Source organism: Vibrio sp. V15_P4S5T153, assembly GCF_963874485.1.
GTDB lineage: Bacteria > Pseudomonadota > Gammaproteobacteria > Enterobacterales > Vibrionaceae > Vibrio > Vibrio anguillarum.
On record NZ_CAWNHR010000024.1, the window covers coordinates 25,086 to 50,303 of the forward strand.

A 25,218-nucleotide genomic window follows, 5' to 3' on the forward strand; every position below is an offset into this window, starting at 1 on the left:
GATAACGACCAAACTATGTTGGAGATTGGAATGAGAACAAAAACAAATAAACAGTCGGGCTTTACTTTGCTTGAAGTGATGGTGGTTGTAGTTATTTTGGGTATTTTGGCGAGTTTTGTGGTGCCTAATTTGCTCGGTAATAAAGAAAAAGCTGACCAACAAAAAGCGATTACCGATATTGTCGCACTCGAAAATGCGTTGGATATGTATAAATTAGACAACAGCGTGTACCCAACGACAGATCAAGGCTTAGAAGCGCTAGTGACCAAGCCGTCGAATCCTGAGCCACGCAACTACCGCGATAACGGTTATATTCGCCGTTTGCCAAATGACCCTTGGGGCAACCCTTATCAATACTTAAGCCCTGGTGATAACGGTACGATTGATATCTTCACGCTGGGTGCTGATGGTCAAGAAGGCGGCGAAGGCGCCAGTGCCGACATAGGCAACTGGAACATGCAAGATTTCCAATAAGAGAGAGGGCGGCCTTAGCCGCCCCATTTATCTGATGCTATCTCAACGCGGTTTTACCCTACTCGAAATACTGCTGGTGCTCGTGCTGCTCTCGCTCAGTGCTGTGGCCGTTATATCGACGCTACCTAGCACGAACAACGATGATGCGAAACAGTACGCGATGAGCCTTTATCAGCGTCTACAACTGAGCAATGAAGAAGCCATTCTCAGTGGCAAAGATTTTGGTTTGCGGGTCGATGAAAAAAAATCGCATCTGGTTTTCCTATCGGTGGAGGACAAGGGATGGCAGCCGCTAGAGAGCAAGAAAATGGCTTCACAGCTCCAACTGCCTGAGGGGTTATCTCTCCAGTTTGAGCTGGGAGGAAGTGCATGGAAAAACGATGATCGACTCTTCAAACCGGGCAGTCTGTTTGATGACGATAAGTTTGCTGATGAAAACGAACAGAAAAAGCAGCTACCACCACAAGTGTTTATTTTATCCAGTGGTGAGTTGACCCCTTTTGTCCTGAGCATCCATCTTAATCAGCAAGATGCAGAGCAAGGCTGGCGAGTGGTAGTGAAAGAAAACGGGGAAATCACGCTGTTCGCTCCGGGAGATGCGATCGATGGGTAAACAAAAAGCGATGACGCTGTTAGAAGTCTTGGTGGCGCTGGCTATTTTTGCCACCGCTTCCATCAGTGTGATCCGTTCGGTCAGCCAACACATCAATACCGTGAGTTATTTGGAAGAAAAAGCGTTTGCCGCCATGGTGGTCGATAACCAGATGGCGCAAGTGATGCTTACTCCTAAAAACGTACAAGCGAAAAATGGCAGTGAAGTATTGGCGGGCCGAACCTGGTATTGGAAAGTCACTTTAGTACCCACTGCGGATAATTTATTGAAAGCTTTTGATGTCAGCGTGGCTAGTGAAAAAGAAGGATCACCTTTGGTGACAGTGAGAAGTTATGTCGCCAAATAAACGGAACAAAGGCTTTACCCTGATTGAAGTGCTGGTGGCGATTGCGATTTTCGCTAGTTTGAGCGTTGGTGCTTACCAAGTATTGAACCAAGTCCAGCGCAGTAATGAGATTTCAGCCCAACGTAGCCAACGTTTGAACGAATTGCAGCGCGCCATGGTGTTAATGGATGGCGATTTTCGGCAGATGGCAACGCGTCAATTTCGCACCAATGGTGAAGAGCCAAGTCAACAGATGCTGATTTGGAAAGAGTACTTGCTCGACTCCGATCAAAAAGGAGTGCTGTTTGCTCGATTAGGTTGGCATAACCCACAGCAGCAATTTCCACGCGGGGAAGTCACTAAGGTCGGCTACCGAATTAAAGAGGGCGTGTTAGAGCGTATATGGTGGCGTTATCCTGATACTCCTGCAGGGCAAGAAGGGATCATCACGCCATTGTTACATGATGTTGAGTCACTATCGCTGCGCTTTTATAACCAAGATAAATGGAGTGAAGAGTGGATTGATGCCTTGAAAATCCCACAGGCGGTGGCCGTGAAATTGGCGCTGAAAGATTATGGCGAGATTGAGCGTATCTACCTTACTGCTGGTGGTGGCATCAATTCGACCAATAAAGAGGCTGATAATAATGGCGCACCCTAATCGAGCCCAACGCGGTGTGGCGTTAATCGTTATCTTGCTGTTGTTGGCGATTATGGTGTCGATTGCCGCAACCATGTCCGAGCGTTTATTCACACAGTTTCAAAGAGCGAATAATCAAATTAGTTACCAGCAAGCCTATTGGTATAGTGTGGGTAGTGAAGCTTTAGCCAAAGTTGCTATCGAGCAGAGCTACAAAGACAACGAAACGATTAACTTAAGTCAACCTTGGGCGATGAAAGAGCAAACGTATCCATTGGATTACGGCACTTTGAAAGGGCGCATCCTTGATAAACAGGCTTGTTTTAACCTGAATGTACTCTCGAGAGCCAGACCTGCGGCAGGGAGTGTCGAAAAACCCTATTTAGTGCAAGTGTTGCAACGGTTATTGGAAGAGCTTGAGGTCGACAGCTATCAAGCCGAAGTGATTGCCGATTCGGCTTGGGAGTATATTGATGGCGATTCAGATGTGCAGTCCTCTTATGGCGTAGAAGACAGCCAGTATGAATCAATGTCTCCTGCTTATCTGGCGGCGAATAGTTTACTTGCGGATAACAGTGAGTTGCGCGCGGTTCAGCAGGTGAGCGGTGATGTAATGAATAAAATAGCGCCTTATATCTGTACTCTCCCCACTGATGATTGGCGTTTGAATATCAATACCTTGGAACCTGATCATGCCAAGTTATTGGTGGCGATGTTCAGCCCGCACTTAAGTGAAGGGGATGCAAAAAACTTACTCGAGAGCCGACCATTTGATGGTTGGGCTTCGGTAGACAATTTTCTCGCAGAGGCCGCATTGGCTGCTGTGGAGAGCAAAGTGAAAGAAGAGGCGAAACAGTACCTAGCTGTCGATAGTGCTTATTTTGAACTGGATGCTCAAATCTTGGTTGATGACTCGCGAGTTCGTATTCGCAGTTTATTGTTTAGTGATAATAGAGAAACCGCAACGGTCATACGCCGTCGCTTTGGAGGGATCAGTGAGCGAGTTTCTGACCGTTCGGCTGAGTAGTCAACAAGACGCTGAAATACCTTGGCTGGTGTGGTCAACACAGCAGCAAGAAGTGATTGCCAGCGGTGAAATATCCGGATGGGAGCAGCTATCTCAGCTCTCTAGCTATGCGGCTGAACGCGCCACGATTGTGCTGCTCGCTGCCAGTGATTTAGTTCTCACTGAGGTCGCGATTCCATCAGGGGCGGCTCGTCGCTTAGAGTCAATGTTGCCTTATCTAATCGAAGATGAGATCGCACAAGATGTGGATGAGCTGCATTTTTCAATTTTGCATAAAACCGCTTCCACTGCTTACGTTGTCGGGGTGGATCGTGCTTGGTTGCGTACCCGCTTAGATGAGCTCAAAGCCGCGGGTTTTGACGTGAAAAAGGTATTACCGGATGTGTTGGCTATCCCTGCATCAGAGGGGTTGTCGGCACTGCAGATCGGCCAAGAATGGTTAATCCGTAAAGGTGAGTATTTAGGGGTGAGCATTGAACCGCAGTGGTTAACGCTGTTTAGTGCTTCAGAATGGGTCAAGCAAGAGGGGCACTATTTACCGCTAGAGGCGTATACCCCGCTCCCTGAGCTGACATTGGCTGAAGGGCAACATTGGCAACAGGCCGAGCCTCATTTAGTCATGGCGTTGCTGACTCAGCAAGCAATAGCGAGCAAAGTGACTTTACTGACGGGAAGTTTTAAAACCAAGTCCTCGTTTTTGAAGCATTGGCAAGTATGGCAAAAATGCGCATTAGCGGCCGCGGTGTTGATTGTAATTTCAACCAGCCACCATCTTTTGCAAGCAGGGCACTACGAAGCGCAAGCCGATGCTTATCGAGCGGAGAGTGAACGTGTTTTTCGCGCGGTTTTCCCTGATAAACAGAAAATACCCACCATCAGTTACCTGAAAAGACTGATGAATGATGAAGCGGCTCGACTCTCTGGCGGTGAAGCCAATGGTTCGATGTTGGAGTGGTTGTCGAAGTTGCCCAGCAGTATCGGCAGCGTACCGAACATGCAGTTGCAAAGTGTTAAATATGATGGCAATCGGGGTGAAATTCGCCTTGAAGTTCAAAGTAATGATTTTGAAAGCTTTGAACAAGCGCGCCTTAAATTGGAAAAGCAGTTTGTGGTTGAGCAAGGGCAGTTAAACCGCTCGGGTTCTGTAGTTAATGGTACCTTCATACTGAAAAGCCAGTGAGGTTAGTGACATGAAAAATAGCCTGAGTGCACTTCAACAACGATGGGCGGCCTTTTCCCCTCGTGAACAGAAATTACTGTTAGGTGGTGTGTCGCTGTGTGTGGTTGCGATCATTTATTGGGGCATTTTAGCGCCACTTAATCAGAAAACCGAGCTTGCGCAAGCCCGGATTATCAGTGAAAGACAATTGCTTAATTGGGTGACGGATAAGGCCGATGCCATTACTCAATTGCGCGCACAAGGTGGTGGGGTGGCAACGACGCAACCGCTCAATCAAGTCATCTCATCAAGTGTGCAGCGTTTTCAAATTGAGCTTATTCGTATTCAACCGCGTGATGAAATGATGCAGGTTTGGATACAACCACTTCCTTTCTCTAAATTGGTGGATTGGCTTGCCTTTCTAAAAGAGCAGCAAGGTGTCGATGTCGAGTTTATGGACATCAACCGTGCTCAGCAAAGTGGCGTTGTCGAAGTAAAACGCTTACAACTGAAGCGAGGTGGTGAGTGAAAAAGAAATTGCTCTATAGCGGGTTCCTTGTAATGGTTTTTCTCATCAGTGTGGTCGCGCATATTCCGGCTTCCTTGGTGATGAATCAACTCTCCTCTTCCGAAGTCATGCGTGTCACTGGTGTTGACGGTACGGTGTGGTCTGGTAGTGCTCAGCAACTCTTTTGGCAAGGGCAAAATGTCGGCGATCTCAACTGGGACATCCAAGTATCACAACTGCTGATGGCCAAGTTTGAAGTGGCGGTACGCTTTGGACGCGGTAGTGATATGGGAGTTCGTGGCAAAGGCAATCTTGGTCTGGGGTTTTCTGGCCCTTATGCGGACAAGGTTGTGGTTTCTGTCGCGGCTAATAAATTAGCGACGCTGTTTCCGCTGCCTGTACCAGTGACTTTTCAGGGGCAAGTCGAGTTGTCCCTGAACCATTACCGCTATGATAGCCCGTGGTGTGAATCTGCCGAAGGCTCACTTGCGTGGACTCATGGCCGAGTTGACTCACCTTTAGGAGAGCTCTCGCTTGGTCCGGTAGTGGCAGATCTGCAATGTCAAAGCAATCAGATGACATTGAACGGTCAGCAAAACAGTGAGCAAATGAGCAGTGAATTTGCCCTGCAGCTGCAACCAGATATGAGTTACAGTGCGAAAGCGTGGTTTAAACCTGAAGCGCAATTCCCACCCGAAATGGCGGAGCAATTACAGTGGATTGGAGCGCCAGACAACCAAGGTAAATATCAGTTTAATTATCAAGGCCAGCTTTGATTGGTTTTTTAACCGTAATCATTTCATACCCCAATAAAAATGCTGAGTCTATTGATCGGCATTTTTATTGGTAATGGCCGTTATGGTTTGACTTGTAAAATGGTATTCCAAGGCAAATCAGCATCCCCTAACACAATAAAGTTGGGGTTTTCTAACGTTTCACGCTCATTGTAGGACAGCGGTTGCAGTTGCGTGTTGAGGATGCGTCCGCCCGCCTCTTCTACGATGCATTGCGTGGCGGCGGTATCCCATTCACCGGTTGGGCCGAGGCGCAAATAGCAGTCGACAGCACCTTCTGCGACTAAACACGCTTTCAGCGCTGCCGAGCCCAGCGGCACTAGCTCATAATTCCATGCGCTGCTCATGCAACTTGTAATACGGTTAATATCTTGGCGGCGACTGATCGCAATCGCGATGGATTGCCCAACGGTTTCGTGCTTGTGTGTTTCAATACGCAAGCTTTCAGACATGTCGGGGATCTTCCATGCGCCTTTGCCTGCGTAGGCGTAGTAGGTCACGCCAGAAACGGGCCCATAGACGACGCCCATCACTGGTTGGTTTTCTTCGATCAGTGCGATAATGGTGGCAAAGTCACCACTGCGCGCAATAAACTCTTGCGTACCATCAAGCGGGTCAACCAACCAGTAGCGCTGCCATTGGCTGCGTTTTTCTAGGCTAATGTCCGCCGCCTCTTCCGACAAAACAGGAATATCTGGCGTGAGTTCACTCAGTCGTTCGCAGATCAGTTTATGCGCAGCAAGATCGGCACTGGTGACAGGGGTGTGGTCACTTTTGGTGAACGCTTCGTAGTTTTTCTTTTCGTAGATATCGAGAATCAATTGCCCGGCAGAGCGAGCGATTTCAATTACGTCAGGCAGTAAGTAAGATAAATTATTGGCTGTTGGCATCATCAATCCTATAGCTCTACTTTGTTATTTTAGGCTGCGCAGAGCAAGCAGTAGTGCGGTAATGCTTCGGGCTTCACAGAAATCGAGGTGAGTCAGTAGCTCTTCTGCTTGGGCCAGAGGCCAGCGAATGACCTCTAAAGGTTCGGGTTCATCGCCTTCCATTACTTCTGAGTATAGATCTTGTGCTAAGAAGAGTGTCATTTTGCTCGAAAAGTAAGAGGGGGCAAGTACCACTTCTTTTAAGGGGGTTAAGGTGCTTGCGCCAAAACCAATTTCTTCTTTGAGTTCACGATTTGCTGCTTGTTGCGGGCTTTCTCCTTGGTCAATCAAACCCTTAGGGAATCCGAGCTCATAGCGTTCAGTGCCAGCGGCATACTCTCGAACCAGCAGTAAATCTCCTTGTGCCGTTACTGGCACCATCATGACTGCATGCCGGCCGCTCGGTTTCATTCGTTCATAGGTGCGCTGTTCGCCGTTAGAAAAGCGTAAATCTAATGATTCGATGGTAAACAGGGTCGATTGAGCTGCCGTTCTTTGGGCTAAAATTTCGGGCAGTTTTTTGGTTGGCATACACTAATTCCCGTAAGGCAAATGACTTTTCTAACTATATGAGAAAATGACCTTAATTGAAAAGGACTTGAGCGCGGCAAATGATTTTAAGTATAAAAAAGCCGAGAATCTCATCTCGGCTTCGTTTTTCTGTAATCCACGTATCTAGCGGGTCACTAGTAGTAAGAGTGCTCACCACGATCATGTTCAGTGGCATCGCGCACCGCGGTTAATTCGCCTTCAAATTGTTGAAGCAGTTCTTTTTCAATGCCTTCTTTGAGGGTGACATCGACCATTGAACAACCGTTACAGCCGCCACCAAAGGCGACAATCGCAATACCATCTTCGGTGATTTCAACCAAGCTGACATGGCCACCATGGCCAGCTAACTGCGGGTTGACTTGAGTTTGAATCGCATATTCCACACGTTCAATCAGGCTTGCGTCATCAGACACTTTACGCATCTTCGCATTCGGAGCTTTAAGTGTCAGTTGTGAACCCATTTTATCAGTGACGAAATCGATCTCTGCGTCTTCTAAAAACGGCAAGCTCAGTTCATCGACATACGCAGAAAAACCTTCAAAGGCAATTTCAGTATCAGTCGCTTCCACTGCCTCGGGTGGGCAGTAAGAGACGCCACACTCTGCATTTTGAGTGCCTGGATTGACTACAAAAACTCGGATGTTAGTACCATCAGGCTGTTGCCCAAGCAACTTGCCGAAATGGGTTTGGGCTGTTTCGGTAATAATAATAGAATTTGACACGACGAATACCTGAGTAAATTTATAGGTTATTACTTGCCATTCTACTCCTGAAACACGGCGGATCCAGTCCTTTTTACGCGCTAAATAAAACCGTGTTGGTTAATCTTTAGGTTCAGGAGTGCGGCATATGCAGTAAATATCAATCCTTTCGACACCGACTTCAAGCAGTAATTGACAGATTTGCTGCACGGTGCTGCCCGTGGTCACTACATCATCAACAAGTGCAATGTGCTTGTGCGTGGGAAGGTGCCGTAGTGTGAATGCATGTTTGAGATTTTGTTTGCGCTGTAATTTAGAAAGCCCTTGCTGCTGGGGTGTTGCGCGATTGCGTTTGATCAACTGGTTATCGCAGCTAGCCCCCAGTTGTTGACTTAATTGAGAGGCAAGTAGCGCACTTTGATTGAAGCCGCGTTTTAAGCGCCGTTGCCAGTGCAACGGAACGCTAGTGATGAGCGGGGCGGGAGTGTCGATACGTGGCGTCAGTAAGGCACTCAAATGGCGAGATTGCCAAAATTGACCTTCATATTTGAGTTGATGAATGGTGTGACTGAGCGGAAAAATATAGTCGCCGACACAGTATAGGCGTTGCCAAGGCGGAGGATTCGCTAAACATTGCCCACATTGAGGCACGGTAATAAGCGTTGGCAGGCCGCATTGTTGGCAGCGAGGTTGTGGTGCAAAATAGGTTAGGCAGGTCTTACACCAAGCCCCAGTTTGATGAGTTTCAATCGGTAAACGACACAGTAGACACTGACGGCTTACCAAGCGAGTGATGGTTTTTTGAACCCAATGCGATAACATAACTCAACCAAAGCTGTGAAACGAAGTATGGTTATACTCTTGCAACTTGAATCAGTCTTTGTGTTGACCGTGATTTCAAGTCAGTGAGTGTATGATCGGTATTTTTTCAGCGAAGAAGTGTGAATTTAGTGGGAGAATTTGTGAGCATGGCCACAGCGTTATATTGGCAAGCCTCAGGCGAGGGCGATGATCTTGTCTTGGTGCACGGTTGGGGGATGAATGGTGCAGTATGGCAGCAAGCGGTCGATGTGCTTAAAGGACATTTTCGTGTGCACGTGGTTGATTTGCCTGGTTATGGTCACAGCGCCGCTAGCCACGCCGCTGATCTAGAAGAGATCGCGCAAGCGCTAATCATGCAAGCGCCTAAACAAGCCATTTGGGTCGGTTGGTCTTTGGGTGGGTTAGTGGCGACTCATATGGCACTGCATCACCCAAGTTATGTGAGCAAATTGGTCACTGTGGCGAGCTCTCCCAAATTTGCGGCACAGAAACCGTGGCGTGGTATTCTCCCTCAAGTGCTCAGTGCCTTTACTGAACAGTTAATGGACGATTTTCAGGCTACTGTTGAGCGCTTTATGGCGCTGCAAGCGATGGGTAGCCCTCAGGCAAAGCAAGATGTCAAATACCTAAAACAAGCGGTGTTATCACGGCCCGCGCCGAACCCACAATCGTTGTTAGCGGGTTTGGTCATGTTGGCGGAGGTGGATTTGCGCCAGCCGTTGACAGCACTCTCGATTCCCATGCTTCGTCTATATGGTCGGCTTGATGGTTTGGTGCCGGTTAAGGTGGCGCAAGAGTTGCAAAAAACCTTGCCCAATAGCGAGCAGTACATTTTTGGCAATTCCTCCCACGCACCGTTCATCACTGAACTGGACGATTTTTGCCAGCAGCTCATCGCCTTTGCACGTTAAGGCATTGATACCCATGCAATGTTTTTCTACTTAAAGCTATAGCTGTGTTGGCTCACCTCAATCACATCGTTGATCTCTCTCATGGGGATTCGCCCGCTTGCTGTCTTTATCTGTAGCGTCCTGAAACGTCAAGCCGTTGGGTGCAAATGTTAAATTAAAAATAAATTTGCTAAAAGTTTGAGCAATCTGGTCGATATAAAGTCTAACCCAGTAGTGCTGAGCGAAAGCAGGTCTATCGGGGCGGGCGATACTGAGGAGGTTTCGGCTATGATGGTGTCACCAACGAACGTAAGTGTGCCACTTATCGCCCCATCGGTTAATGTGCAAACGGAACAGGCCGCGCGTGACAATCGGATCCGCGCCCCTGTGATGCCAACCGTCGAACTGGCTAAAACCAACGCTGAGCGTAAGGTAAAGGCGGATGATAAAAGACGAAAACAGTCGTCATGGGACCCTTCAGAGCATCCAAGCTATGAGGTTGGCACCGAATACGAAACATCGACTTCTTATCAAGAGGAGCAGAAAAGCGAGCTCGAAAGGCTGTTTGACTTGCTCGCTCTCGCCACCTACAGCAAGGATCAAGGTAAAAGCTATACGATGCGGTTTAGGTTACCTAAACACATTATTGATGCTGCGATAACCGAAGGCAAAATGGCGCGCCGGCGAACTGTAATTAAGTACTATTATGGTCACGCGGTTGCACCCAATACGCCTTCTGAAGTGATTGCGGTGTTGTAGGTCGATGAATGCGACTTATCGCGATAAATAAAATCCCCACTTAGGCATTGGCCGCAGTGGGGATTTGTGTTTTTTGCGGCTCTGATATGAGCGACGTGGTTAGGTGCTTTTCACTGTGATTCGTTTATCCAGTAAGTTACGCATCGCCGCTATTTTTTCGCTTTAGCAAAGGCGGCGGCGAAAGCTCCACCCATTGCCGCGTTTTGTTGTGGCTCTTCACGACGGCGTTGCGGTTGGCCACCGTTTTGATGCGAACGCGTGTTGCCACTTGTAGAGCCAGAGCGTTGGCTGCGGTTATCTTGCCCCGGCTCATCGTTTAAGCGCATCGAGAGAGCAATGCGTTTTCGCTGCACATCGACTTCCATTACTTTGACTTTGACTATGTCGCCCGCTTTCACCACTTCACGCGGGTCGGCAATGAAACGATCAGTCAGCGCAGAGATATGCACTAAGCCATCTTGGTGAACGCCAATATCAACAAAAGCACCAAAGTTGGCCACATTCGATACCACGCCTTCCAAAATCATCCCAATTTCCAGATCTTTCATTTCAGTCACGCCGTCAGCAAAGGTCGCGGTCTTAAACTCAGGGCGTGGATCGCGGCCCGGTTTATCGAGCTCTTTGATGATGTCAGTGACAGTCGGTAGGCCAAAATGCTCGTCGGTGTAATCGACGGCGTGTAAATTGCGCAAAAATTCACTATTGCCGATCAGTGCTTTGATCTCTTTGCTGTTTTTTTCGGCGATGGCTTTCACCACTGGATACGCTTCTGGGTGAACCGAAGAGGCATCGAGTGGATTTTTTCCATCCATAATGCGTAAGAAGCCCGCACATTGCTCAAATGCTTTTGGCCCTAAGCGCGCGACTTTTTTCAGTGTAGCGCGTGAGGCGAAGCGTCCATTTTCATCCCGATAATCAACGATGTTTTGCGCCAGTGCGTTAGACAAGCCGGCCACGCGTGTTAACAGCGCGGCAGAGGCGGTATTCACATCCACGCCCACTGCGTTGACGCAGTCTTCAACAATCGCATCTAAGCGTTTGGCGAGCATCGACTGGCTGACATCGTGTTGGTATTGGCCCACACCGATCGATTTCGGATCGATTTTCACCAGCTCGGCAAGTGGATCTTGCAGGCGGCGAGCAATCGACACCGCGCCGCGTAGCGACACATCCATATTGGGGAACTCTTTGGCCGCCAACTCAGAGGCTGAGTAGACCGAGGCCCCTGCTTCGCTAACAATGATTTTCTGCACTTTCAGGTTGCCGCGCTTAATGACATCGGCGACAAAAGTATCGGTTTCGCGCGATGCGGTACCGTTGCCAATCGCAATCAAATCGACGTTAAATTGGCGTACCAACTGCTCAACAATTTTCGCTGATTTGTCATGTTGGTTATGCGGTTGATGCGGATAAATCGTCTCAGTTGCCAGTACTTTACCCGTGGCGTCCACTACCGCAATTTTCGAACCCGTTCGCAAACCAGGATCTAAGCCGAGAGTGGCGCGTGGGCCAGCTGGTGCGGCCATCAACAAATCTTTTAAGTTGGTGGCAAACACTTCAATCGCTTCGATTTCGGCACGCTCTTTCATTGTGCCCATCAGTTCGGTTTCCATGTGCATTGATACTTTAATGCGCCACGCCCAACTGATCACTTGTTTGCGCCACCCATCGGCAGGGGCGCTGCTTAAGTGAATGCCATAGTGTTGTGCAATCAGCGTTTCGCAATACGATTGGCGCACGCCCTCTTCTTGCTCTGGGTCGGCATTCATGCTCAAGCTTAAAAAGCCTTCATTGCGGCCGCGAAGCATGGCCAATGCGCGGTGTGAAGGCACTTTACTGAGCGTTTCATTATGCGCGAAGTAATCTTTAAATTTCTCCCCTGCTTGCTCTTTGCCTTCGACCACGCGAGAGACCAATTCGGCACTGCGCGTCAAATGGCGGCGCACTTTGTCCAGCAGGTTGGCATCTTCAGCAATGCGTTCCATGATAATGGCGCGTGCACCGTCCAGTGCTGCTTTGATATCACTGATCCCTTTCTCGGTGTTCACATAGTGTGCGGCCTCGGTTTCAGGGTCGGTTTGCGCTTCATTCCACAGCTTGTCTGCCAGGGGTTCAAGCCCTGCTTCAATCGCAATTTGACCTTTAGTACGACGCTTAGGTTTGTAGGGCAAATAGAGATCTTCAAGGCGAGTTTTACTATCTGCTTGGTTGATCTCTTGTGCTAGCTCAGCGCTGAGCTTGCCTTGTTCTTGAATCGATTTCAGAATGGTTTGGCGGCGATCATCGAGTTCGCGCAGATAGGATAAACGGCTGTCTAAGGTACGCAGTTGGGTGTCGTCTAGCCCACCCGTGACCTCTTTACGGTAACGGGCGATAAAAGGAACGGTGTTTCCGTCATCAATAAGTGTGACAGTCGCTGTCACTTGCTCAAGACGCACATTTAGCTCTTGTGCGATCAATTTGCAGATAGCTTGGCTCATCCGTGGTTTCTCTTTTGTAGTTCAGTAGCACCACCACTCAGGGTGGTTTGAATAGGGTAACTATTGGGGCACGTTAGACTTATTTCTAGTCTAACGGCGCGCTGTTATGAGATTAGTGAGATAACCTTCTACCCGATTGTGCCAAAGAGGTCACGTAACGCGTGTGATTTTGATGTCATTTTTCAGCGTTGGCAGCGCTAAAACCGAAGATGAGTTTAGTGGCTAAAGATAAGCTCAGTCAGTTGGTGCCGAGCGAAAATGACAGTATAGTAGCAAGCCATCGTGATGAATGTATAACCCGCGGCTACCTTGAATGTGCGGCAGTGTGTAATGGGAAAAGATCTTGAAGACCAAACTGATTACCCGTGAGGGCTACAATAAATTAAAGGCAGAGCATGACCATCTTTGGCATGAAAAACGGCCAGAAATTACCAAAATAGTCACTTGGGCTGCTGGCCTAGGGGATCGCTCTGAAAACGCAGACTACACCTTTAATAAGCGTTTACTACGCCAAATTGATCGCCGAATTCGTTTTTTGAGAAAATTTTTACCGGAAGTGACGATAGTTGATTATTCGCCTCAACAAGAGGGGAAAGTGTTTTTCGGTGCTTGGGTGGAAATTGAAAATGAAGCGGGTGATGTAAAGCGCTTTCGCATTGTGGGTCCAGAAGAGATTTACGGTGACGCGAAAGATTACATATCCATCGATTCACCGATGGCGCGTGCTCTGCTGAAAAAAGAGGTTGATGACGAGGTGCAAGTGCCCACGCCCACCGGTATCAAAGAGTGGTTTATTAACTCGATTGAGTATGAAAAAGGGCAGTGAACGGAGTATTCGGTTCAAAATATTCCTCGGTCGCTCATTTTTCTCATCTCACTTGCTTCGCAACGCCTCTAACGGCTTTTTCAACACGGCGGGTAGCGAGTAGAGCAGCAGTAGCCGTAGGGCGTGGTTGATCATCACAAACGCGGGTTCCATGCCCAGCAGTAGGGCGACGGCGGTCATCGCTTCTACGCTGCCGGGGACCCAAGCTAAAAGTAATACCACCCAAGATTTATCCAGCAGTAACGCAAACAAGCCAGACATGGCGACGGCGACCAGCAGACCAATCAGTGTAACCATCACACCTGCGCGCGAATAAGCCATGGCTTCGCGCAATGTGGTATCGGCAAGGCGTGCGCCAATCAAAATACCCAGCAGTGCGGTGGCGAATACCACCATCCATGTTGGAAGTTGTAGCGTAATGCCTGTCGAAAAACTATTGAAACTGGCCGTGACCAGCAGTGCCGCCAACATATAGGGCGCAGGAATACCGAGCAAGGTCGAGCCTTTGCCCAGCAGTAGACTAAGCAGCGCAAGCGCAAAGAAAATCAACCACGCGTAAATCGTCAAACTGCTCTCAACAGGGGCAACGTCGGGCGTGCTATTGGAGATAAAAAGAGCCAGTAACGTGAGGATCATCAAGCGCACCGAGTGCGAATAAACCACTTTGGTTGAAGGAGTCTGGCTTGATTCGCTGATCACCAAAATCGCTGCCATCGCGCCCGGTACCGCACCGAGTAGAGATTCAAACGGTGACCAACCTTCTCTTTTGCGGAGCCAAAGAAAGCTGCTGGCGATCTGCAAGCTTAAGCAGCAAACCAAACCGATAATCACCGGTAGGGTTAAGGTTTCGCCCAGTTGACTTAAACTGATGGTCGCCCCAACGCTGATGCCGAGCACAATTTGCACCGTCAACAATAACCCGTTAGGAACGTGGATGGATAAGAGGCGTTTTTTATGCAGCACAATGACCAAAGCTGCGGCAATAAACATTTCAGAAAGCGGAATGGCGAGCAAGCTTCCCACACTCGCCGCAACAGCTGCGATCACCACAATGTGAATAAACAGAGTAAAAGAAGCTCTTTCGAACATTATGTCTTTCCTTAATAAATTGTGCAGCGTAAATGCCATCGTTCCTCTAGCACTTCACGTTGTAGTGCTTGCGTTTGGCTTTCTCCCGTATCGATATGACCGTTGGGGATGATGATGGTTTAGGCCATCGCAGGGTTTAAACGTGTCCAACTTACTAACAATAATGCAGCGAATGCCAACCACACCAGAGTGGCACATACCAGTGTACTGGTGAGAGGTAGCCAATAACTGAAGTAGTATACTGCCAACAGATATGCCGCATACGGGATAAGCGAGTAAAGGCCAAACAACGCGGTGGTGCGCAGGTCTTCCATCGTGCGTTCTGTGCCGACAATGTAATGCGCAATCAGAGCGAAGGTAGGAAACAGCGGTACAAGACCAGAAATAAAAAAGCTTTTGCTTTTAGAGAGCAGGGCAATGATTAACACTGCAAGCGCACCAAGTAAGCACTTGAAAAACAGAGCCGCCATGACATGTCCTTTTGTCAGAATAGGGTAAGTGTTGCCCACTATAAATCACTCACTGAATAAGTAGAAATGCTCATTGGCGGGTTTGTTATTTTCTCTGCAACATTTCTTCAAATCCAAGTAAAATGGCCGCCACTCTTTTTATTCGGCGGCATGTTGTATCATGCGGCTTGGTTGGGCAAAGATGAAATTAGGAAAACGGCTCACGCAGTTAGTACAGCAGATCAACCGCCACTACGATCATATTTGGGATTGCTGCTGCGATCACGGTTTGCTTGGCGCGGCGTTACTGAAGCGCTGTCCAAATAGTGTGGTGCATTTTGTAGATATTGTGCCAGCGTTGATTGAAAAGGTGACGCTTGATTTAACGCGTTATTTCCCTGCAACGGCGTCGTTACCGCGCTGGCGTGCACATTGCCTTGATGTGCGCGATTTGCCGCTTGATAGCCATTCTGGCTCGCATCTACTGATCATCGCTGGGGTTGGCGGTGATTTAATGAGTGAATTCATTGCCGCGCTGGTTGAGCGTTATCCGCATCGCTCGTTCGATTTTCTGCTTTGTCCTGTGCATCACGGCTATACCTTACGTGAACAGTTGATAACACTGGGCGCGAGATTACAACAGGAACAACTGGTGGAAGAGAATCGGCGTATCTACGAGCTGCTGAACGTGCAGATTCATCCGCCTGCAGTACGAGGTAGAGAACCAAAATTACCACCCCTTAGTTTGGTCGGTGAATCGATCTGGCAAGTGGCCAATGATGAGCAAAAAATGATTGCCCAGCGTTATCTGACGCAATTGCAACAGCATTATCAGCGTAAAGCGCAAGGCGGCGATGTTAGCGCGCAAAAGTGTTGGCAAGCCTATCAGCCGATTAATATCACTTGTCATGGGAATTTTAGCGATGGAAATAGCCCAATAGGCGGAGAAGATGAAAGCACTCAATGATCTGAACTTGTTTGTCGAAACCGCACGCCAAGGCAGTTTTTCTAAGGCGGCCAACAGCGTATCGCTGACCACGGCCGCGGTCAGTGCCGCCATTCGCCGCTTAGAAGAGCAGGTGCAGTTTCCGCTCTTTGTCCGCTCGACACGTCATATGCGCTTAACCCAAGAGGGGGAGATTTTCCTCGCCAAAACTCAGACAGCCCTTGCCACGTTGCAAGAAGGGCTCGATCAGATAGCATGCGCGCGCGGTCAACTAGCGGGGAAGCTGCACCTCAGTGCCCCTTCGGATTTGGGACGCAATTTATTGCTGGATTGGATCGATGAATTTATTGCTTTGCACCCGAACGTCATTGTTAAACTGGATCTCTCCGATCGCTTAGCGGATATGTATGCTCACCCGATGGATATTGCGATTCGTTATGGCCATCCTGCTGATTCCAATTTGGTTGCGATGCCGCTGTGTGAATCAAACGAGCGCGTGTTGTGCGCCTCGCCTGAATATTTGGCGACGCATCCACCTATCCTCCATCCTGACGATCTGCAACATCACAATTGTCTTTGTTATATGCTGGCCGACACGCTGCATAATAAGTGGGTTTTGAGCCGAGAGGGCGAAACGCAGAGTGTGGTAGTGCAAGGAAACCCTGCATGCAACGATGGTGACGTGGTACATCGATTGGCTGTTAAAGGTAAAGGCATTGCCAATAAGTCATTAATGGATATCAGTCAGGATATTATTGATGGGCGCTTAGTGCGCATTTTACCGCAATGGGAAAGTGGGCCAGTGCCAATTTATATCGTGTGCGCAGACCGACGTTTGATCACCCCAACCATTCGCGCTTTTCAGGAATTTATTCGTGGAAAAGGCTGCCAGCAACGACAAGCGGTACTGACAGCCATCAAACAGCGTGAGAGTTAATCCCGCATTAGCCAACAAACGTTAGCGGGCGGATTTGTAGGTATTCCAATGCCTCTTGCTCGCTAAGCTGTTGTTGAAAGTGCTGAAAATGCGCACTCTGCTGGTGTTGTTGCAAGCTCTCCTCTGAGCACCAAATCTCCTGCATCAAGAATAACCCGTCAATCGAGTTATCACGATAGAGCTCATATTGGCAGCAGCCTGTTTCGTTGCGGCTTGGTTCAAGCAGCGCTTCAAGCATAGCTTGCACTCGCTCTATTGAGTCGGGAAGGGCTTTGATTTCGGCTAATAAGTGGATCATGGCTTATAACTCAGTAAAGACGGTTTGCTCTGACCAGCGAGATTTCGGCAGCTTGGCGTTAAAATCTTCTTCGCTGTGGTAACCGAGCGGTACAATTACTAAGCTGGTGAACCCTTTTTCAGTCAGGCCAAACTCTTGGTTGAGCACCTCGGCATCAAATCCTTCAATGGGGACAGCATCAATGCCCATCGCAGCCGCTCCGAGCAGCAGTGTTCCAACATTTAAATAAACTTGTTTTTGCATCCAGTGTTCGGCGTCATTGAGCGTTTCTCGATGCAAGTTAACAAAATAGCTGCGTCCACCGTGCATGCCTGTTTTGGCTTCTTCATTGGCAAAGCGGCCATCTTTCTCTTCGTTTTCCAGCAGCGTCAATAAGTAGTGATCATCAATATCGGTTTTGGCGCAAAACACCATCACGTGAGACGCATCCAAAATTTTGCGTTCGTTAAAGGAAAATTGACCTTGCGCCGCTTTGGCGATACGCGTTTTGCCTTCCTCGCTAGCCGCCAAAATAAAATGCCAAGGCTGCGAATTGACGCTAGAGGCGCTCATGCGTACCAGTTCTTTAATATCAGCGACTTGCTGTTCAGTCAGTTTACGGTTGGTGTCAAACGCTTTGGTGGAATAGCGCGCTTGCGATGCTTGAACAATATTCATTTTTCCCTCCTAGGGAAGATAACATTCGAGATGGCGCTAAGATAACGGACTGAGTCCAAACAAGAAACCGCCTCTTACTTAATTCATTTTCAAAAAAAATTTGATAATCCGAATTTGAAAACGCCCTAGCTTGCGGAAAAAGTTAGCACTATCTCATGATATTTCTGAATTAGCGCATACACTTAATGTGTACGGTAGATCATCATTAAGGGATATGGTCACTCACTAAGCGTTAATGATTGTCTAATATATTCAAAAGGTTGCTTTGGCCGGAGAGTATGCATGACGGAGTGTAAGTGCATTTGTTGGTTTATTCTCTTTTCTCTTCCCATCCCCTCGGCGTGGGCGGACATTGACTACGGGCCTGCGCAAAGCTATGTGCAATCGCCACTGCATACCAATAGCCTTTCTGCGCAACTTCGCTCCGGCTTTTCGATGCTAGAGGAAGAAGCGGAGCTCTACACCAGCGCGACTATCGCCAGCATTTGGGCGATCACTCCCCACTATAGTTTGGATTATTACCAGAATCAGCTTGCAATGGGCGGTAAATGGCAGTTCTCTTCGAAGTGGCAGGTTGAGCTTAATTATCGTTGGAACTTTGCTGCCAATAATCATTTAGATGGCTTAACACTTGCTTTTCATGACTGGTTTGGCATTGATCAAAATGGGCGTGAGGATGTCGATAACGATCGCTTCATCATTCAAATGCCAGAATACGGCATTGATCAGGAAGCGTTCCGAGGCGAGACATTGAGCCGTGCGTTGACCAGCTATTTACAGTACCAGATGGTGGATAAGCCTCATCACGGTTTGTCATTGGGAGTTTCACTCTATTACAACGATCCACACTATGGAATATTCAACCTGTCCGAGTTTGAACAAGCGGTGCAGCTCAATTATGGCTACCGAAGAGGTAAGCATGCACTTGATACCCTGTTGGCTATCACCTTTCGCAACCCGACCAATGTACCAGGCCAAACCCAGTATCATTCGAGCACTTGGTCGATGGGTACCAGTTATCGATATCAGTGGTTAGAACGCCATTATCTGATTGGGCAGGTCTCATTCTATCAAGGCCTTTCAACGGGCGAGGATGACTTTTCTAAACCATCGACCGAGTTTATTTTGGGGTATCGTTATCAAATGAGCCATTCAGCGATTGAAGTTACTGCGGTCGAAAATATGTTTAATGCCAACAACAGCACCGATATTGCCTTTGGTTTAGGCTATCGCTATCGTTTTGGCCGCTTTGATAAAGAGCCGAACTGACAAACGATGTTATCCGCTTAGTGTCTAACAACGAAGCGCGACAAAAGACATAAACGTTAACAATTCTTTGCATGATTTTAGCCGCAACGGTGTTACATTTTACTCGCTCGGTTTGATATTGGCTGAAGCTCAGAATTAGGTGGGATCTCAGATGCAAGAAAACTATAAAATTTTAGTGGTGGATGATGATGCGCGTTTACGTGCATTGCTTGAGCGTTACTTGTCAGAGCAAGGTTTTCTGGTGCGTAGTGTCGCCAATAGCGAACAGATGGATCGCCTGCTCACTCGTGAAAACTTCCACTTAATGGTGCTTGATTTGATGTTACCGGGTGAAGATGGTTTGTCTATTTGCCGCCGCTTGCGTAACGCCAATAACATGTTGCCGATTTTAATGCTGACCGCTAAAGGCGACGAAGTGGATCGTATTGTTGGCTTGGAGGTGGGTGCGGATGATTACCTGCCCAAACCGTTTAACCCGCGTGAACTACTGGCGCGAATCAAAGCCGTGCTACGCCGCCAAGTGATTGAAGCCCCCGGCGCGCCAAGTGCTGAAGAATCGGTGGTTGAATTTGGTGAGTTTCGCCTGAATTTAGGTACCCGCGAAATGTTCCGTGGCGATGAGCCGATGCCGCTCACTTCCGGTGAATTTGCCGTATTGAAGACCTTAGTCACCAATGCGCGTGAGCCGATGTCGCGCGATAAGTTGATGAATATGGCAAGAGGGCGTGAATACTCCGCAATGGAGCGCTCGATTGATGTGCAAATCTCGCGTTTACGTCGCATGCTTGAAGTGGATCCAAGCAAACCACGCTACATACAAACGGTGTGGGGCTTAGGTTACGTCTTCGTTCCAGATGGTAAAGAGTCTTAAATTTCAATCAGCTCCTGTCGGTTAACCCACAGGAGCTTTTTTGTCGCCTTTTTGATAGTACGTTCATAGCGGGTTTTCCTATGCGCATTCGCAGTTCCTTTACTCAATCGATTTTGCTCTTCTTTTCATTGCTGATCGCCAGCCAAGTGTATTCTTATTACGCCGTATTTAACTATGCTTTGATGCCCAGTTTGCAGCAGTTCAATAAGATTTTGGGCCATGAGATCAACCTAATGCTGGATGATGCGGCGAACAATACATCGAAGCTGGGAATGGACGCCTTACAGCGCCGCCGAGTGTTAGAGCAGTTGGGTGTCACTATTCATGGTGAAGAGAGTGAGATGGCCCAAGAGTATCACGATGCCATCAGCATTGATTTGATGAGCGAGGAGATGAGCAATGAGCTCGGCTCGCCGACCGATGTGCGGATGATTTTGGGTAAAGAGAGTTATATTTTATGGATGAAAGTGGACTCTTTTCCGGGGTCATTAATACGCATCCCTCTCTCTGAGTTGCAAAAAGAGGATTTTGCGCCACTATTTCACAATAGTTTGGTGATGGCGTTACTGATCGTATTAGGGGGATGGCTGTTTATTCGTCTGCAAAATCGTCCTTTAATTGCCTTAGAAAAAGCCGCCAAAGCCGTTGGCCGAGGTGAGAACCCGCCGCCATTGCCGCTCAAAGGCGCTTCTGAAATTCGCGCGGTGACGTTGGCGTTTAATCAAATGTCGAAAGGGATCCAAGCACTTGAAGAGGATCGCTCATTATTGATGGCGGGGATCAGCCACGACTTACGTACGCCGCTGACTCGTATTCGCTTAGCCACGGAAATGATGTCTCCAGAAGAGAGTTATCTCGCCGAAGGGATCATCAGTGATACGGAAGAGTGTAACGAGATCATCAGTCAGTTTATGGACTACCTTAAACCCGTCAATAAACAGACCTTTACCGCCGTTGATCTCAATGAGATCGCCAATGATGTCGCCACTGCCGAAGGGGGCTACGAAATCAAAATCGATGTCGCGCTGCATTTACCAATGCAGCCAGCCTTTGGCAATGCGATCGCCATTAAACGCGCGGTGAGCAACTTAGTGGTGAACGCCATTCGTTATGGCAATGGTTGGGTTAAGGTGAGCACGGGCAGTACCGCAGATAACAAAATGGCTTGGGTTTGTGTGGAGGATAATGGCCCGGGTATTGATCCTAGCCAAGTGAGTAAAGTGTTTGAACCTTTTACGCGTGGTGATACCGCGCGCGGCAGTGAAGGCACAGGGCTTGGTTTGGCGATAGTGAAACGGATTGTTAGCCAGCATCATGGCAGCGTTGTGGTGAGTAACCGCAGTGAAGGTGGACTCAAAGCGCAACTGAGCTTCCCGACCAAATAAGGGCTTAGTCACTAAATAACACAATGGGCTCAACTGAGCCCATTGTGTTTGCGGTTTATGCTTTTTCGGCTGCTGACCGAAGTTTTTGGGCCCATCCATGCAATCAGTTGGTTTTGAGCTCTTCGAGTTCTTCTTCTTCGCGTGGCAATTTTTCTGGCAGTAGCAAGTTGAGCAAAATGGCGGTGATACCGCCAGCCGCTACGCCGGATGAAAAAATGCTCTTAATGAACTCGGGCATAAATTGCAGAATCTCTGGCTTTTGCGCAATGCCTAACCCCATCGAAAACGACAGTGCCATGATTAAAATCGCGCGGCGGTCGAGATCCACACGGGAAATAATACGCACACCTGCGGCTGCAATGGTGCCGAACATGACGATGGTTGCACCGCCAAGTACCGGTTCAGGAATCAATTGTACAAAGCTTGCCACGCCTGGGAACAGGCCGAGCAACACCAGCATGGCGGAAATAAAGTAACCCACATAACGGCTGGCAACCCCGGTGAGCATAATTACGCCATTGTTTTGGCTAAAGGTCGAGTTGGGAAAACTGTTAAAGACCGCCGCCAGCGCGGAGTTCAAACCATCAGCCAGCACACCACCTTTAATACGCTTCATGTAAATCGGCCCTTTGACAGGCTCGCCCGACACTTCGGAAGTGGCGGTGATATCACCAATCGCTTCCAATGCGGTGATCAAGAAAATCAGTACCAGAGGAATAAAGAGTGACCAATCAAAACCCAAACCAAACTGCATAGGTATTGGTAGTGCAATCAGGGCAGTTTCACTCAGTGAATCAGTGTTCACCATCCCCATCAAGTAGGCCATGATATAACCAACGAACATCGCAATCACAATCGATGCTACGCGAATGTATGGGTTACTTGAGCGGTTGAGCAACACGATAAGCCCAAGCACGGTTCCCGCCAATGCCAGTTTGTCTAAGCTGCCAAAAGTGCCATCGCTGAGCGCAGCATAGCCGCCACCCATAGAAACTAAACCAACTTGTACCAGTGTTAAGCCTATCAGGGTGACCACAATGCCCGACACCAGCGGCGTGATCACGCGGCGCGCGTATTGCAGCACTCGTGATAATAGGATTTCAGCAAAAGAAGCGACTAAAATGGTGCCAAAGATCGCCGCCATCATAGTGCTGATATCTGCACCACCCGCTTTTAATGACAAGCCTGCGCCAATAATTGGCCCAAGAAAGTTAAAACTGGTGCCTTGGATAGAAAGTAAACCGGAGCCAATCGGGCCAATGGTGCGGATCTGGATAAAGGAGGATAAGCCAGATGCAAACAGCGACATGCTGATGATGGTGTTGGTCTGTTCGGCAGAAACACCAAGTGTTTGGCAAATAATGAGCGAAGGGGTGATGACCGCAACAAACATGGCTAGCAAATGTTGTAAAGCGGCGAAAATGGTTTGGGGTAGCGGTGGCCTATCGTTGAGTTGATAAACCAAATCAGACTTACGCGAAGCGTTGTGGATAGTCATACTGTTTTCCTAATGGTGCGTTGTTGTCTTAGCGTTCGCTGAGTGGGAGCACTAAGTGGAGCAGACACGTCATCTGTGATTGCTGTTAATCAGAATCTGCTCGGACTGGATAAGTGAGTAGTTCACTAAAAAAATTGGCGAAATTATAGAGGGTTTACGCAAGAAAGCAAACGTTTGCTTTGCTGTGTAAGTGGAGAGGGGAATACAGAACGAACAATCTTATGCTTTGGCGTAGATGTCCTTCTCTCCTAACCAGCGATCGATAATGGCGGTCGCGTGGCTTGGATAATGGTCGTGTAAGTAGCGAGCAATGCGCTGTACTTCAGGAATTAAACGTTGGTCACGGACTAAATCCGCAATTTTGAAATCCGCGAGGCCGGTCTGTTTGGTACCAAGCAGCTCACCCGGACCGCGAATTTCTAAGTCTCGTTGGGCAATCACAAAACCGTCATTGCTCTCACGCAGTACACCCAAGCGTTTTTGCGCGGTTTTCGATAGTGGTGCATGGTAAAGCAATACGCAATGACTGGCGACAGAGCCTCGCCCTACGCGGCCGCGTAATTGGTGCAACTGTGCTAAGCCCAAACGCTCAGGGTTTTCGATGATCATCAAGCTCGCATTCGGCACGTCAACGCCAACCTCAATCACCGTTGTGGCAACCAGCAAGTGCAGTTCATTGTTTTTAAAGGCTTGCATCACCGCTTGTTTTTCGCTCGGCTTCATTCGGCCATGCACCAAACCGATTTTGACATCGGGCAGAGTGCGTTGTAGTTCTTGCGCTGTGTCGGCGGCGGCTTGCGCTTCTAGCACCTCAGACTCATCAATCAAAGTACAGACCCAATAAGCCTGTTTTCCTTCACTCAAACAGGCATGACGTACGCGCTCGACGATATCATCACGCTTTGTATCTGGGATTGCGACAGTTTGAATGGGCGTTCGTCCCGGTGGCAGTTCATCAATAACGGAGGTTTCTAAATCAGCGTAAGCAGTCATCGCTAAAGTTCGTGGGATCGGCGTTGCGGTCATGATCAACTGGTGCGGATATGCGCCTTGCTTCGCCCCTTTCTCACGCAGTTCTAAACGCTGGTGGACGCCAAAGCGGTGTTGTTCATCAATGATGACGAGCGCAAGGTGATGAAATTCAACTTGTTCTTGAAAAAGAGCGTGAGTACCCACTATCATTTTTGCCTCACCGCTGGCAATGCGAGCCAGTTCTGTTTCTTTCGCTTTGCCTTTTAATTTACCCGCCAGCCAGCCGACTTGGATGCCCATTGCTTCAAACCAGTTGGCAAAGTTAATCGCGTGCTGCTCGGCCAGCAATTCTGTCGGTGCCATTAATGCTACTTGATAGCCATGTTCGATAGCACGTGCGGCGGCTAATGCAGCGACCAAGGTTTTCCCTGAGCCCACATCACCTTGTACTAAACGCATCATGGGGTGAGCTTGTGCCAGATCGGCTTCGATCTCTGTCACAACACGTGTTTGTGCTTTAGTGGGAGAGAAAGGCAGTTGTGCAAGCAGCTGTTGTTTGAGTTTGCCAGACCCAGCCAGCGGCAATGCGATATCTTGCTGGCCTTGATGGCGTACAGCCAGCATGGAGAGGTTTTGCGCCAACAGCTCTTCCATAATTAAGCGAACCTGCGCCGGGTGTTTCCCTTCATCAAACAGTTGCAGGTTAATGCCCGGTGGCGGCCGGTGAATGATGTGCAGCGCTTCAGAGAGCGTAATTTGGTGATCATACAACCCGGCAGGTAGCAATTCTTGTACGGCGACTTTGTCGAGTAAACTTAATGCTTGATCAGTGAGTGTGCGTAGCGTGAGTTGGCGCAGGCCATCGGTTGTTGGGTAAACGGGTGTTAAGTTAGCTTCGACATCTGGCTGTTGCTGAGGAGCATAAAATTTATAATCAGGATGAACAATTTCAAGGCCGAATCCACCACGCTTAATTTCACCGTAAGCGTGCACTAACTTACCTTCAGCAAAATTGTTTTTCATCCCAGCCGTAAAGTTAAAAAAACGCAGCGTAATGGTGCCGTTACCATCGCTTATTTTTACTGTGAGCATTTTGCGTTTGCCAAAAACCGTATCCACCGCCATGACTTTACCTTGCACGGCGGCCCAAAGCCCGGGATGCAATTTAGCGATAGGGTAGATCCGTGTGCGGTCCTCATAACGTAAAGGGAGATGGAACAGCAGATCTTGCACACTGATTAAGCCAACCTTTTCCAGTTTTTCAGCCACTTTAGCACCCACGCCAGAGAGTGAGGTGAGAGGAATCGCGGACAGTAGCTGTGACATAACAGGGCTCATTAACAGTATC

28 protein-coding genes are annotated in these 25,218 nt (G+C 48.5%); 16 read left to right on the top strand and 12 right to left on the bottom strand.

Translation table 11 applies throughout. The features are described 5' to 3' along the window. Positions 1-30 precede the first annotated feature (30 nt). The 8 genes from gspG to AACT42_RS24625 are packed head-to-tail and all read left to right on the top strand — an operon-like array spanning position 31 to position 5,522. The gene (gene gspG, locus AACT42_RS24590) at positions 31-474 is read left to right on the top strand and encodes a type II secretion system major pseudopilin GspG (RefSeq protein ID WP_010319321.1); all 444 of its coding nucleotides are present in this window, start codon (positions 31-33) and stop codon (positions 472-474) included. Positions 475-508: 34 nt separating this feature from the next. Then, on the top strand, positions 509-1,087 hold the full coding sequence (gene gspH, locus AACT42_RS24595) for a type II secretion system minor pseudopilin GspH (RefSeq protein ID WP_094134143.1): 579 nt from the start codon (positions 509-511) through the stop codon (positions 1,085-1,087). Then, entirely contained in the window at positions 1,071-1,433 is a 363-nt protein-coding gene (gene gspI, locus AACT42_RS24600; protein WP_013855433.1) for a type II secretion system minor pseudopilin GspI, read from the top strand. Before gspH ends, gspI begins: the two co-directional genes overlap by 17 nt. Next, positions 1,420-2,073: a type II secretion system minor pseudopilin GspJ gene (gene gspJ, locus AACT42_RS24605; protein WP_094134142.1), complete on the top strand. Its 654-nt coding sequence runs from the start codon at positions 1,420-1,422 to the stop codon at positions 2,071-2,073. Before gspI ends, gspJ begins: the two co-directional genes overlap by 14 nt. Beyond that, positions 2,060-3,079 carry a type II secretion system minor pseudopilin GspK gene (gspK, locus tag AACT42_RS24610; protein WP_017048718.1) on the top strand — a complete coding sequence of 340 codons (1,020 nt, stop codon included), beginning with the start codon at positions 2,060-2,062 and terminating at the stop codon, positions 3,077-3,079. Before gspJ ends, gspK begins: the two co-directional genes overlap by 14 nt. Then, the gene (gene gspL, locus AACT42_RS24615; RefSeq protein ID WP_017049386.1) at positions 3,048-4,259 is read left to right on the top strand and encodes a type II secretion system protein GspL; all 1,212 of its coding nucleotides are present in this window, start codon (positions 3,048-3,050) and stop codon (positions 4,257-4,259) included. The genes gspK and gspL overlap by 32 nt, the downstream gene beginning before the upstream one ends. A 10-nt stretch (positions 4,260-4,269) precedes the next feature. After that, a complete protein-coding gene (locus tag AACT42_RS24620; RefSeq protein ID WP_013855429.1) occupies positions 4,270-4,767 on the top strand; it encodes a type II secretion system protein M in 498 nt (165 codons plus the stop codon). After that, positions 4,764-5,522, top strand: coding sequence for a type II secretion system protein N (locus AACT42_RS24625; RefSeq protein WP_017043523.1), 759 nt, complete (start codon positions 4,764-4,766; stop codon positions 5,520-5,522). Before AACT42_RS24620 ends, AACT42_RS24625 begins: the two co-directional genes overlap by 4 nt. A gap of 80 nt (positions 5,523-5,602) precedes the next feature. Here the strand turns inward: AACT42_RS24625 and cysQ are convergent, their stop codons facing one another. From cysQ to AACT42_RS24645, 4 genes are all read right to left on the bottom strand, one after another. Then, a complete protein-coding gene (cysQ, locus tag AACT42_RS24630; protein ID WP_010319313.1) occupies positions 5,603-6,430 on the bottom strand; it encodes a 3'(2'),5'-bisphosphate nucleotidase CysQ in 828 nt (275 codons plus the stop codon). Between the two features lie 24 nt (positions 6,431-6,454). Next, on the bottom strand, positions 6,455-7,000 hold the full coding sequence (nudE, locus tag AACT42_RS24635) for an ADP compounds hydrolase NudE (protein WP_010319312.1): 546 nt from the start codon (positions 6,998-7,000) through the stop codon (positions 6,455-6,457). Positions 7,001-7,155: 155 nt separating this feature from the next. Then, complete coding sequence (nfuA, locus tag AACT42_RS24640) at positions 7,156-7,743, bottom strand: Fe-S biogenesis protein NfuA (RefSeq protein WP_013855425.1); 588 nt, start codon at positions 7,741-7,743, stop codon at positions 7,156-7,158. A 99-nt stretch (positions 7,744-7,842) separates the two neighbouring features. Then, on the bottom strand, positions 7,843-8,544 hold the full coding sequence (locus AACT42_RS24645) for an amidophosphoribosyltransferase (RefSeq protein WP_019282843.1): 702 nt from the start codon (positions 8,542-8,544) through the stop codon (positions 7,843-7,845). Positions 8,545-8,690: 146 nt separating this feature from the next. On the opposite strand from AACT42_RS24645, the gene bioH reads away from it, so the two are divergent. Continuing rightward, positions 8,691-9,455, top strand: a complete 765-nt coding sequence (bioH, locus tag AACT42_RS24650) for a pimeloyl-ACP methyl ester esterase BioH (protein WP_038148688.1) — start codon at positions 8,691-8,693, stop codon at positions 9,453-9,455. A 267-nt stretch (positions 9,456-9,722) separates the two neighbouring features. Beyond that, positions 9,723-10,193: a hypothetical protein gene (locus AACT42_RS24655; RefSeq protein WP_026027513.1), complete on the top strand. Its 471-nt coding sequence runs from the start codon at positions 9,723-9,725 to the stop codon at positions 10,191-10,193. 149 nt (positions 10,194-10,342) lie between these two features. Here the strand turns inward: AACT42_RS24655 and AACT42_RS24660 are convergent, their stop codons facing one another. Continuing rightward, positions 10,343-12,673 (bottom strand): Tex family protein, encoded by a 2,331-nt coding sequence (locus tag AACT42_RS24660; protein ID WP_088728565.1) that lies wholly within the window; start codon positions 12,671-12,673, stop codon positions 10,343-10,345. Between the two features lie 343 nt (positions 12,674-13,016). Between AACT42_RS24660 and greB the strand changes: the two genes are divergently transcribed. Then, positions 13,017-13,499, top strand: coding sequence for a transcription elongation factor GreB (gene greB, locus AACT42_RS24665; protein ID WP_010319306.1), 483 nt, complete (start codon positions 13,017-13,019; stop codon positions 13,497-13,499). 48 nt (positions 13,500-13,547) lie between these two features. On the opposite strand, the gene AACT42_RS24670 is transcribed toward greB, so the two are convergent. Genes AACT42_RS24670 through AACT42_RS24675 form a run of 3 tightly spaced genes read right to left on the bottom strand, consistent with a single transcriptional unit; the run spans position 13,548 to position 15,058 of the window. Continuing rightward, complete coding sequence (locus AACT42_RS24670; RefSeq protein WP_064624186.1) at positions 13,548-14,588, bottom strand: AbrB family transcriptional regulator; 1,041 nt, start codon at positions 14,586-14,588, stop codon at positions 13,548-13,550. Between the two features lie 11 nt (positions 14,589-14,599). Next, complete coding sequence (locus tag AACT42_RS24880) at positions 14,600-14,704, bottom strand: NUDIX domain-containing protein (RefSeq protein ID WP_161441892.1); 105 nt, start codon at positions 14,702-14,704, stop codon at positions 14,600-14,602. Between the two features lie 3 nt (positions 14,705-14,707). Then, positions 14,708-15,058, bottom strand: a complete 351-nt coding sequence (locus tag AACT42_RS24675) for a GlpM family protein (protein WP_064624188.1) — start codon at positions 15,056-15,058, stop codon at positions 14,708-14,710. A 181-nt stretch (positions 15,059-15,239) separates the two neighbouring features. Between AACT42_RS24675 and AACT42_RS24680 the strand changes: the two genes are divergently transcribed. Further along, the gene (locus AACT42_RS24680) at positions 15,240-16,004 is read left to right on the top strand and encodes a tRNA (adenine(22)-N(1))-methyltransferase (RefSeq protein ID WP_237666813.1); all 765 of its coding nucleotides are present in this window, start codon (positions 15,240-15,242) and stop codon (positions 16,002-16,004) included. Continuing rightward, positions 15,988-16,920 carry a LysR family transcriptional regulator gene (locus AACT42_RS24685; RefSeq protein WP_013855415.1) on the top strand — a complete coding sequence of 311 codons (933 nt, stop codon included), beginning with the start codon at positions 15,988-15,990 and terminating at the stop codon, positions 16,918-16,920. The genes AACT42_RS24680 and AACT42_RS24685 overlap by 17 nt, the downstream gene beginning before the upstream one ends. Before the next feature lie 7 nt (positions 16,921-16,927). Here the strand turns inward: AACT42_RS24685 and AACT42_RS24690 are convergent, their stop codons facing one another. Continuing rightward, complete coding sequence (locus AACT42_RS24690) at positions 16,928-17,218, bottom strand: putative quinol monooxygenase (RefSeq protein WP_013855414.1); 291 nt, start codon at positions 17,216-17,218, stop codon at positions 16,928-16,930. Between the two features lie 3 nt (positions 17,219-17,221). After that, positions 17,222-17,875 carry an oxygen-insensitive NAD(P)H nitroreductase gene (gene nfsB / locus AACT42_RS24695; RefSeq protein WP_094134140.1) on the bottom strand — a complete coding sequence of 218 codons (654 nt, stop codon included), beginning with the start codon at positions 17,873-17,875 and terminating at the stop codon, positions 17,222-17,224. Between the two features lie 282 nt (positions 17,876-18,157). On the opposite strand from nfsB, the gene AACT42_RS24700 reads away from it, so the two are divergent. The 3 genes from AACT42_RS24700 (at position 18,158) to envZ (ending at position 21,400) form a co-directional block, all read left to right on the top strand. Continuing rightward, entirely contained in the window at positions 18,158-19,144 is a 987-nt protein-coding gene (locus AACT42_RS24700) for a DUF3187 family protein (protein WP_094134139.1), read from the top strand. A 151-nt stretch (positions 19,145-19,295) separates the two neighbouring features. Beyond that, a complete protein-coding gene (gene ompR, locus AACT42_RS24705) occupies positions 19,296-20,015 on the top strand; it encodes an osmolarity response regulator transcription factor OmpR (protein ID WP_010319303.1) in 720 nt (239 codons plus the stop codon). 80 nt (positions 20,016-20,095) lie between these two features. Further along, on the top strand, positions 20,096-21,400 hold the full coding sequence (gene envZ / locus AACT42_RS24710; protein WP_017043535.1) for a two-component system sensor histidine kinase EnvZ: 1,305 nt from the start codon (positions 20,096-20,098) through the stop codon (positions 21,398-21,400). Between the two features lie 103 nt (positions 21,401-21,503). On the opposite strand, the gene AACT42_RS24715 is transcribed toward envZ, so the two are convergent. Then, a complete protein-coding gene (locus AACT42_RS24715; protein WP_047688004.1) occupies positions 21,504-22,898 on the bottom strand; it encodes a uracil-xanthine permease family protein in 1,395 nt (464 codons plus the stop codon). Positions 22,899-23,117: 219 nt separating this feature from the next. Next, positions 23,118-25,196: an ATP-dependent DNA helicase RecG gene (recG, locus tag AACT42_RS24720; protein WP_094168042.1), complete on the bottom strand. Its 2,079-nt coding sequence runs from the start codon at positions 25,194-25,196 to the stop codon at positions 23,118-23,120. Positions 25,197-25,218 lie beyond the last annotated feature (22 nt).

Coding starts and splice junctions, on each gene's coding strand:
- gspG (WP_010319321.1), top strand. CDS start 31: ATGAGAACAAAAACAAATAAACAGTCGGGCTTTACTTTGCTTGAAGTG.
- gspH (WP_094134143.1), top strand. CDS start 509: ATGCTATCTCAACGCGGTTTTACCCTACTCGAAATACTGCTGGTGCTC.
- gspI (WP_013855433.1), top strand. CDS start 1,071: ATGCGATCGATGGGTAAACAAAAAGCGATGACGCTGTTAGAAGTCTTG.
- gspJ (WP_094134142.1), top strand. CDS start 1,420: ATGTCGCCAAATAAACGGAACAAAGGCTTTACCCTGATTGAAGTGCTG.
- gspK (WP_017048718.1), top strand. CDS start 2,060: ATGGCGCACCCTAATCGAGCCCAACGCGGTGTGGCGTTAATCGTTATC.
- AACT42_RS24620 (WP_013855429.1), top strand. CDS start 4,270: ATGAAAAATAGCCTGAGTGCACTTCAACAACGATGGGCGGCCTTTTCC.
- cysQ (WP_010319313.1), bottom strand. CDS start 6,430: ATGCCAACAGCCAATAATTTATCTTACTTACTGCCTGACGTAATTGAA.
- nudE (WP_010319312.1), bottom strand. CDS start 7,000: ATGCCAACCAAAAAACTGCCCGAAATTTTAGCCCAAAGAACGGCAGCT.
- AACT42_RS24645 (WP_019282843.1), bottom strand. CDS start 8,544: ATGTTATCGCATTGGGTTCAAAAAACCATCACTCGCTTGGTAAGCCGT.
- bioH (WP_038148688.1), top strand. CDS start 8,691: ATGGCCACAGCGTTATATTGGCAAGCCTCAGGCGAGGGCGATGATCTT.
- AACT42_RS24655 (WP_026027513.1), top strand. CDS start 9,723: ATGATGGTGTCACCAACGAACGTAAGTGTGCCACTTATCGCCCCATCG.
- AACT42_RS24660 (WP_088728565.1), bottom strand. CDS start 12,673: ATGAGCCAAGCTATCTGCAAATTGATCGCACAAGAGCTAAATGTGCGT.
- AACT42_RS24670 (WP_064624186.1), bottom strand. CDS start 14,588: ATGTTCGAAAGAGCTTCTTTTACTCTGTTTATTCACATTGTGGTGATC.
- AACT42_RS24675 (WP_064624188.1), bottom strand. CDS start 15,058: ATGGCGGCTCTGTTTTTCAAGTGCTTACTTGGTGCGCTTGCAGTGTTA.
- AACT42_RS24680 (WP_237666813.1), top strand. CDS start 15,240: ATGAAATTAGGAAAACGGCTCACGCAGTTAGTACAGCAGATCAACCGC.
- AACT42_RS24685 (WP_013855415.1), top strand. CDS start 15,988: ATGAAAGCACTCAATGATCTGAACTTGTTTGTCGAAACCGCACGCCAA.
- AACT42_RS24690 (WP_013855414.1), bottom strand. CDS start 17,218: ATGATCCACTTATTAGCCGAAATCAAAGCCCTTCCCGACTCAATAGAG.
- nfsB (WP_094134140.1), bottom strand. CDS start 17,875: ATGAATATTGTTCAAGCATCGCAAGCGCGCTATTCCACCAAAGCGTTT.
- AACT42_RS24700 (WP_094134139.1), top strand. CDS start 18,158: ATGACGGAGTGTAAGTGCATTTGTTGGTTTATTCTCTTTTCTCTTCCC.
- ompR (WP_010319303.1), top strand. CDS start 19,296: ATGCAAGAAAACTATAAAATTTTAGTGGTGGATGATGATGCGCGTTTA.
- envZ (WP_017043535.1), top strand. CDS start 20,096: ATGCGCATTCGCAGTTCCTTTACTCAATCGATTTTGCTCTTCTTTTCA.
- AACT42_RS24715 (WP_047688004.1), bottom strand. CDS start 22,898: ATGACTATCCACAACGCTTCGCGTAAGTCTGATTTGGTTTATCAACTC.
- recG (WP_094168042.1), bottom strand. CDS start 25,196: ATGTCACAGCTACTGTCCGCGATTCCTCTCACCTCACTCTCTGGCGTG.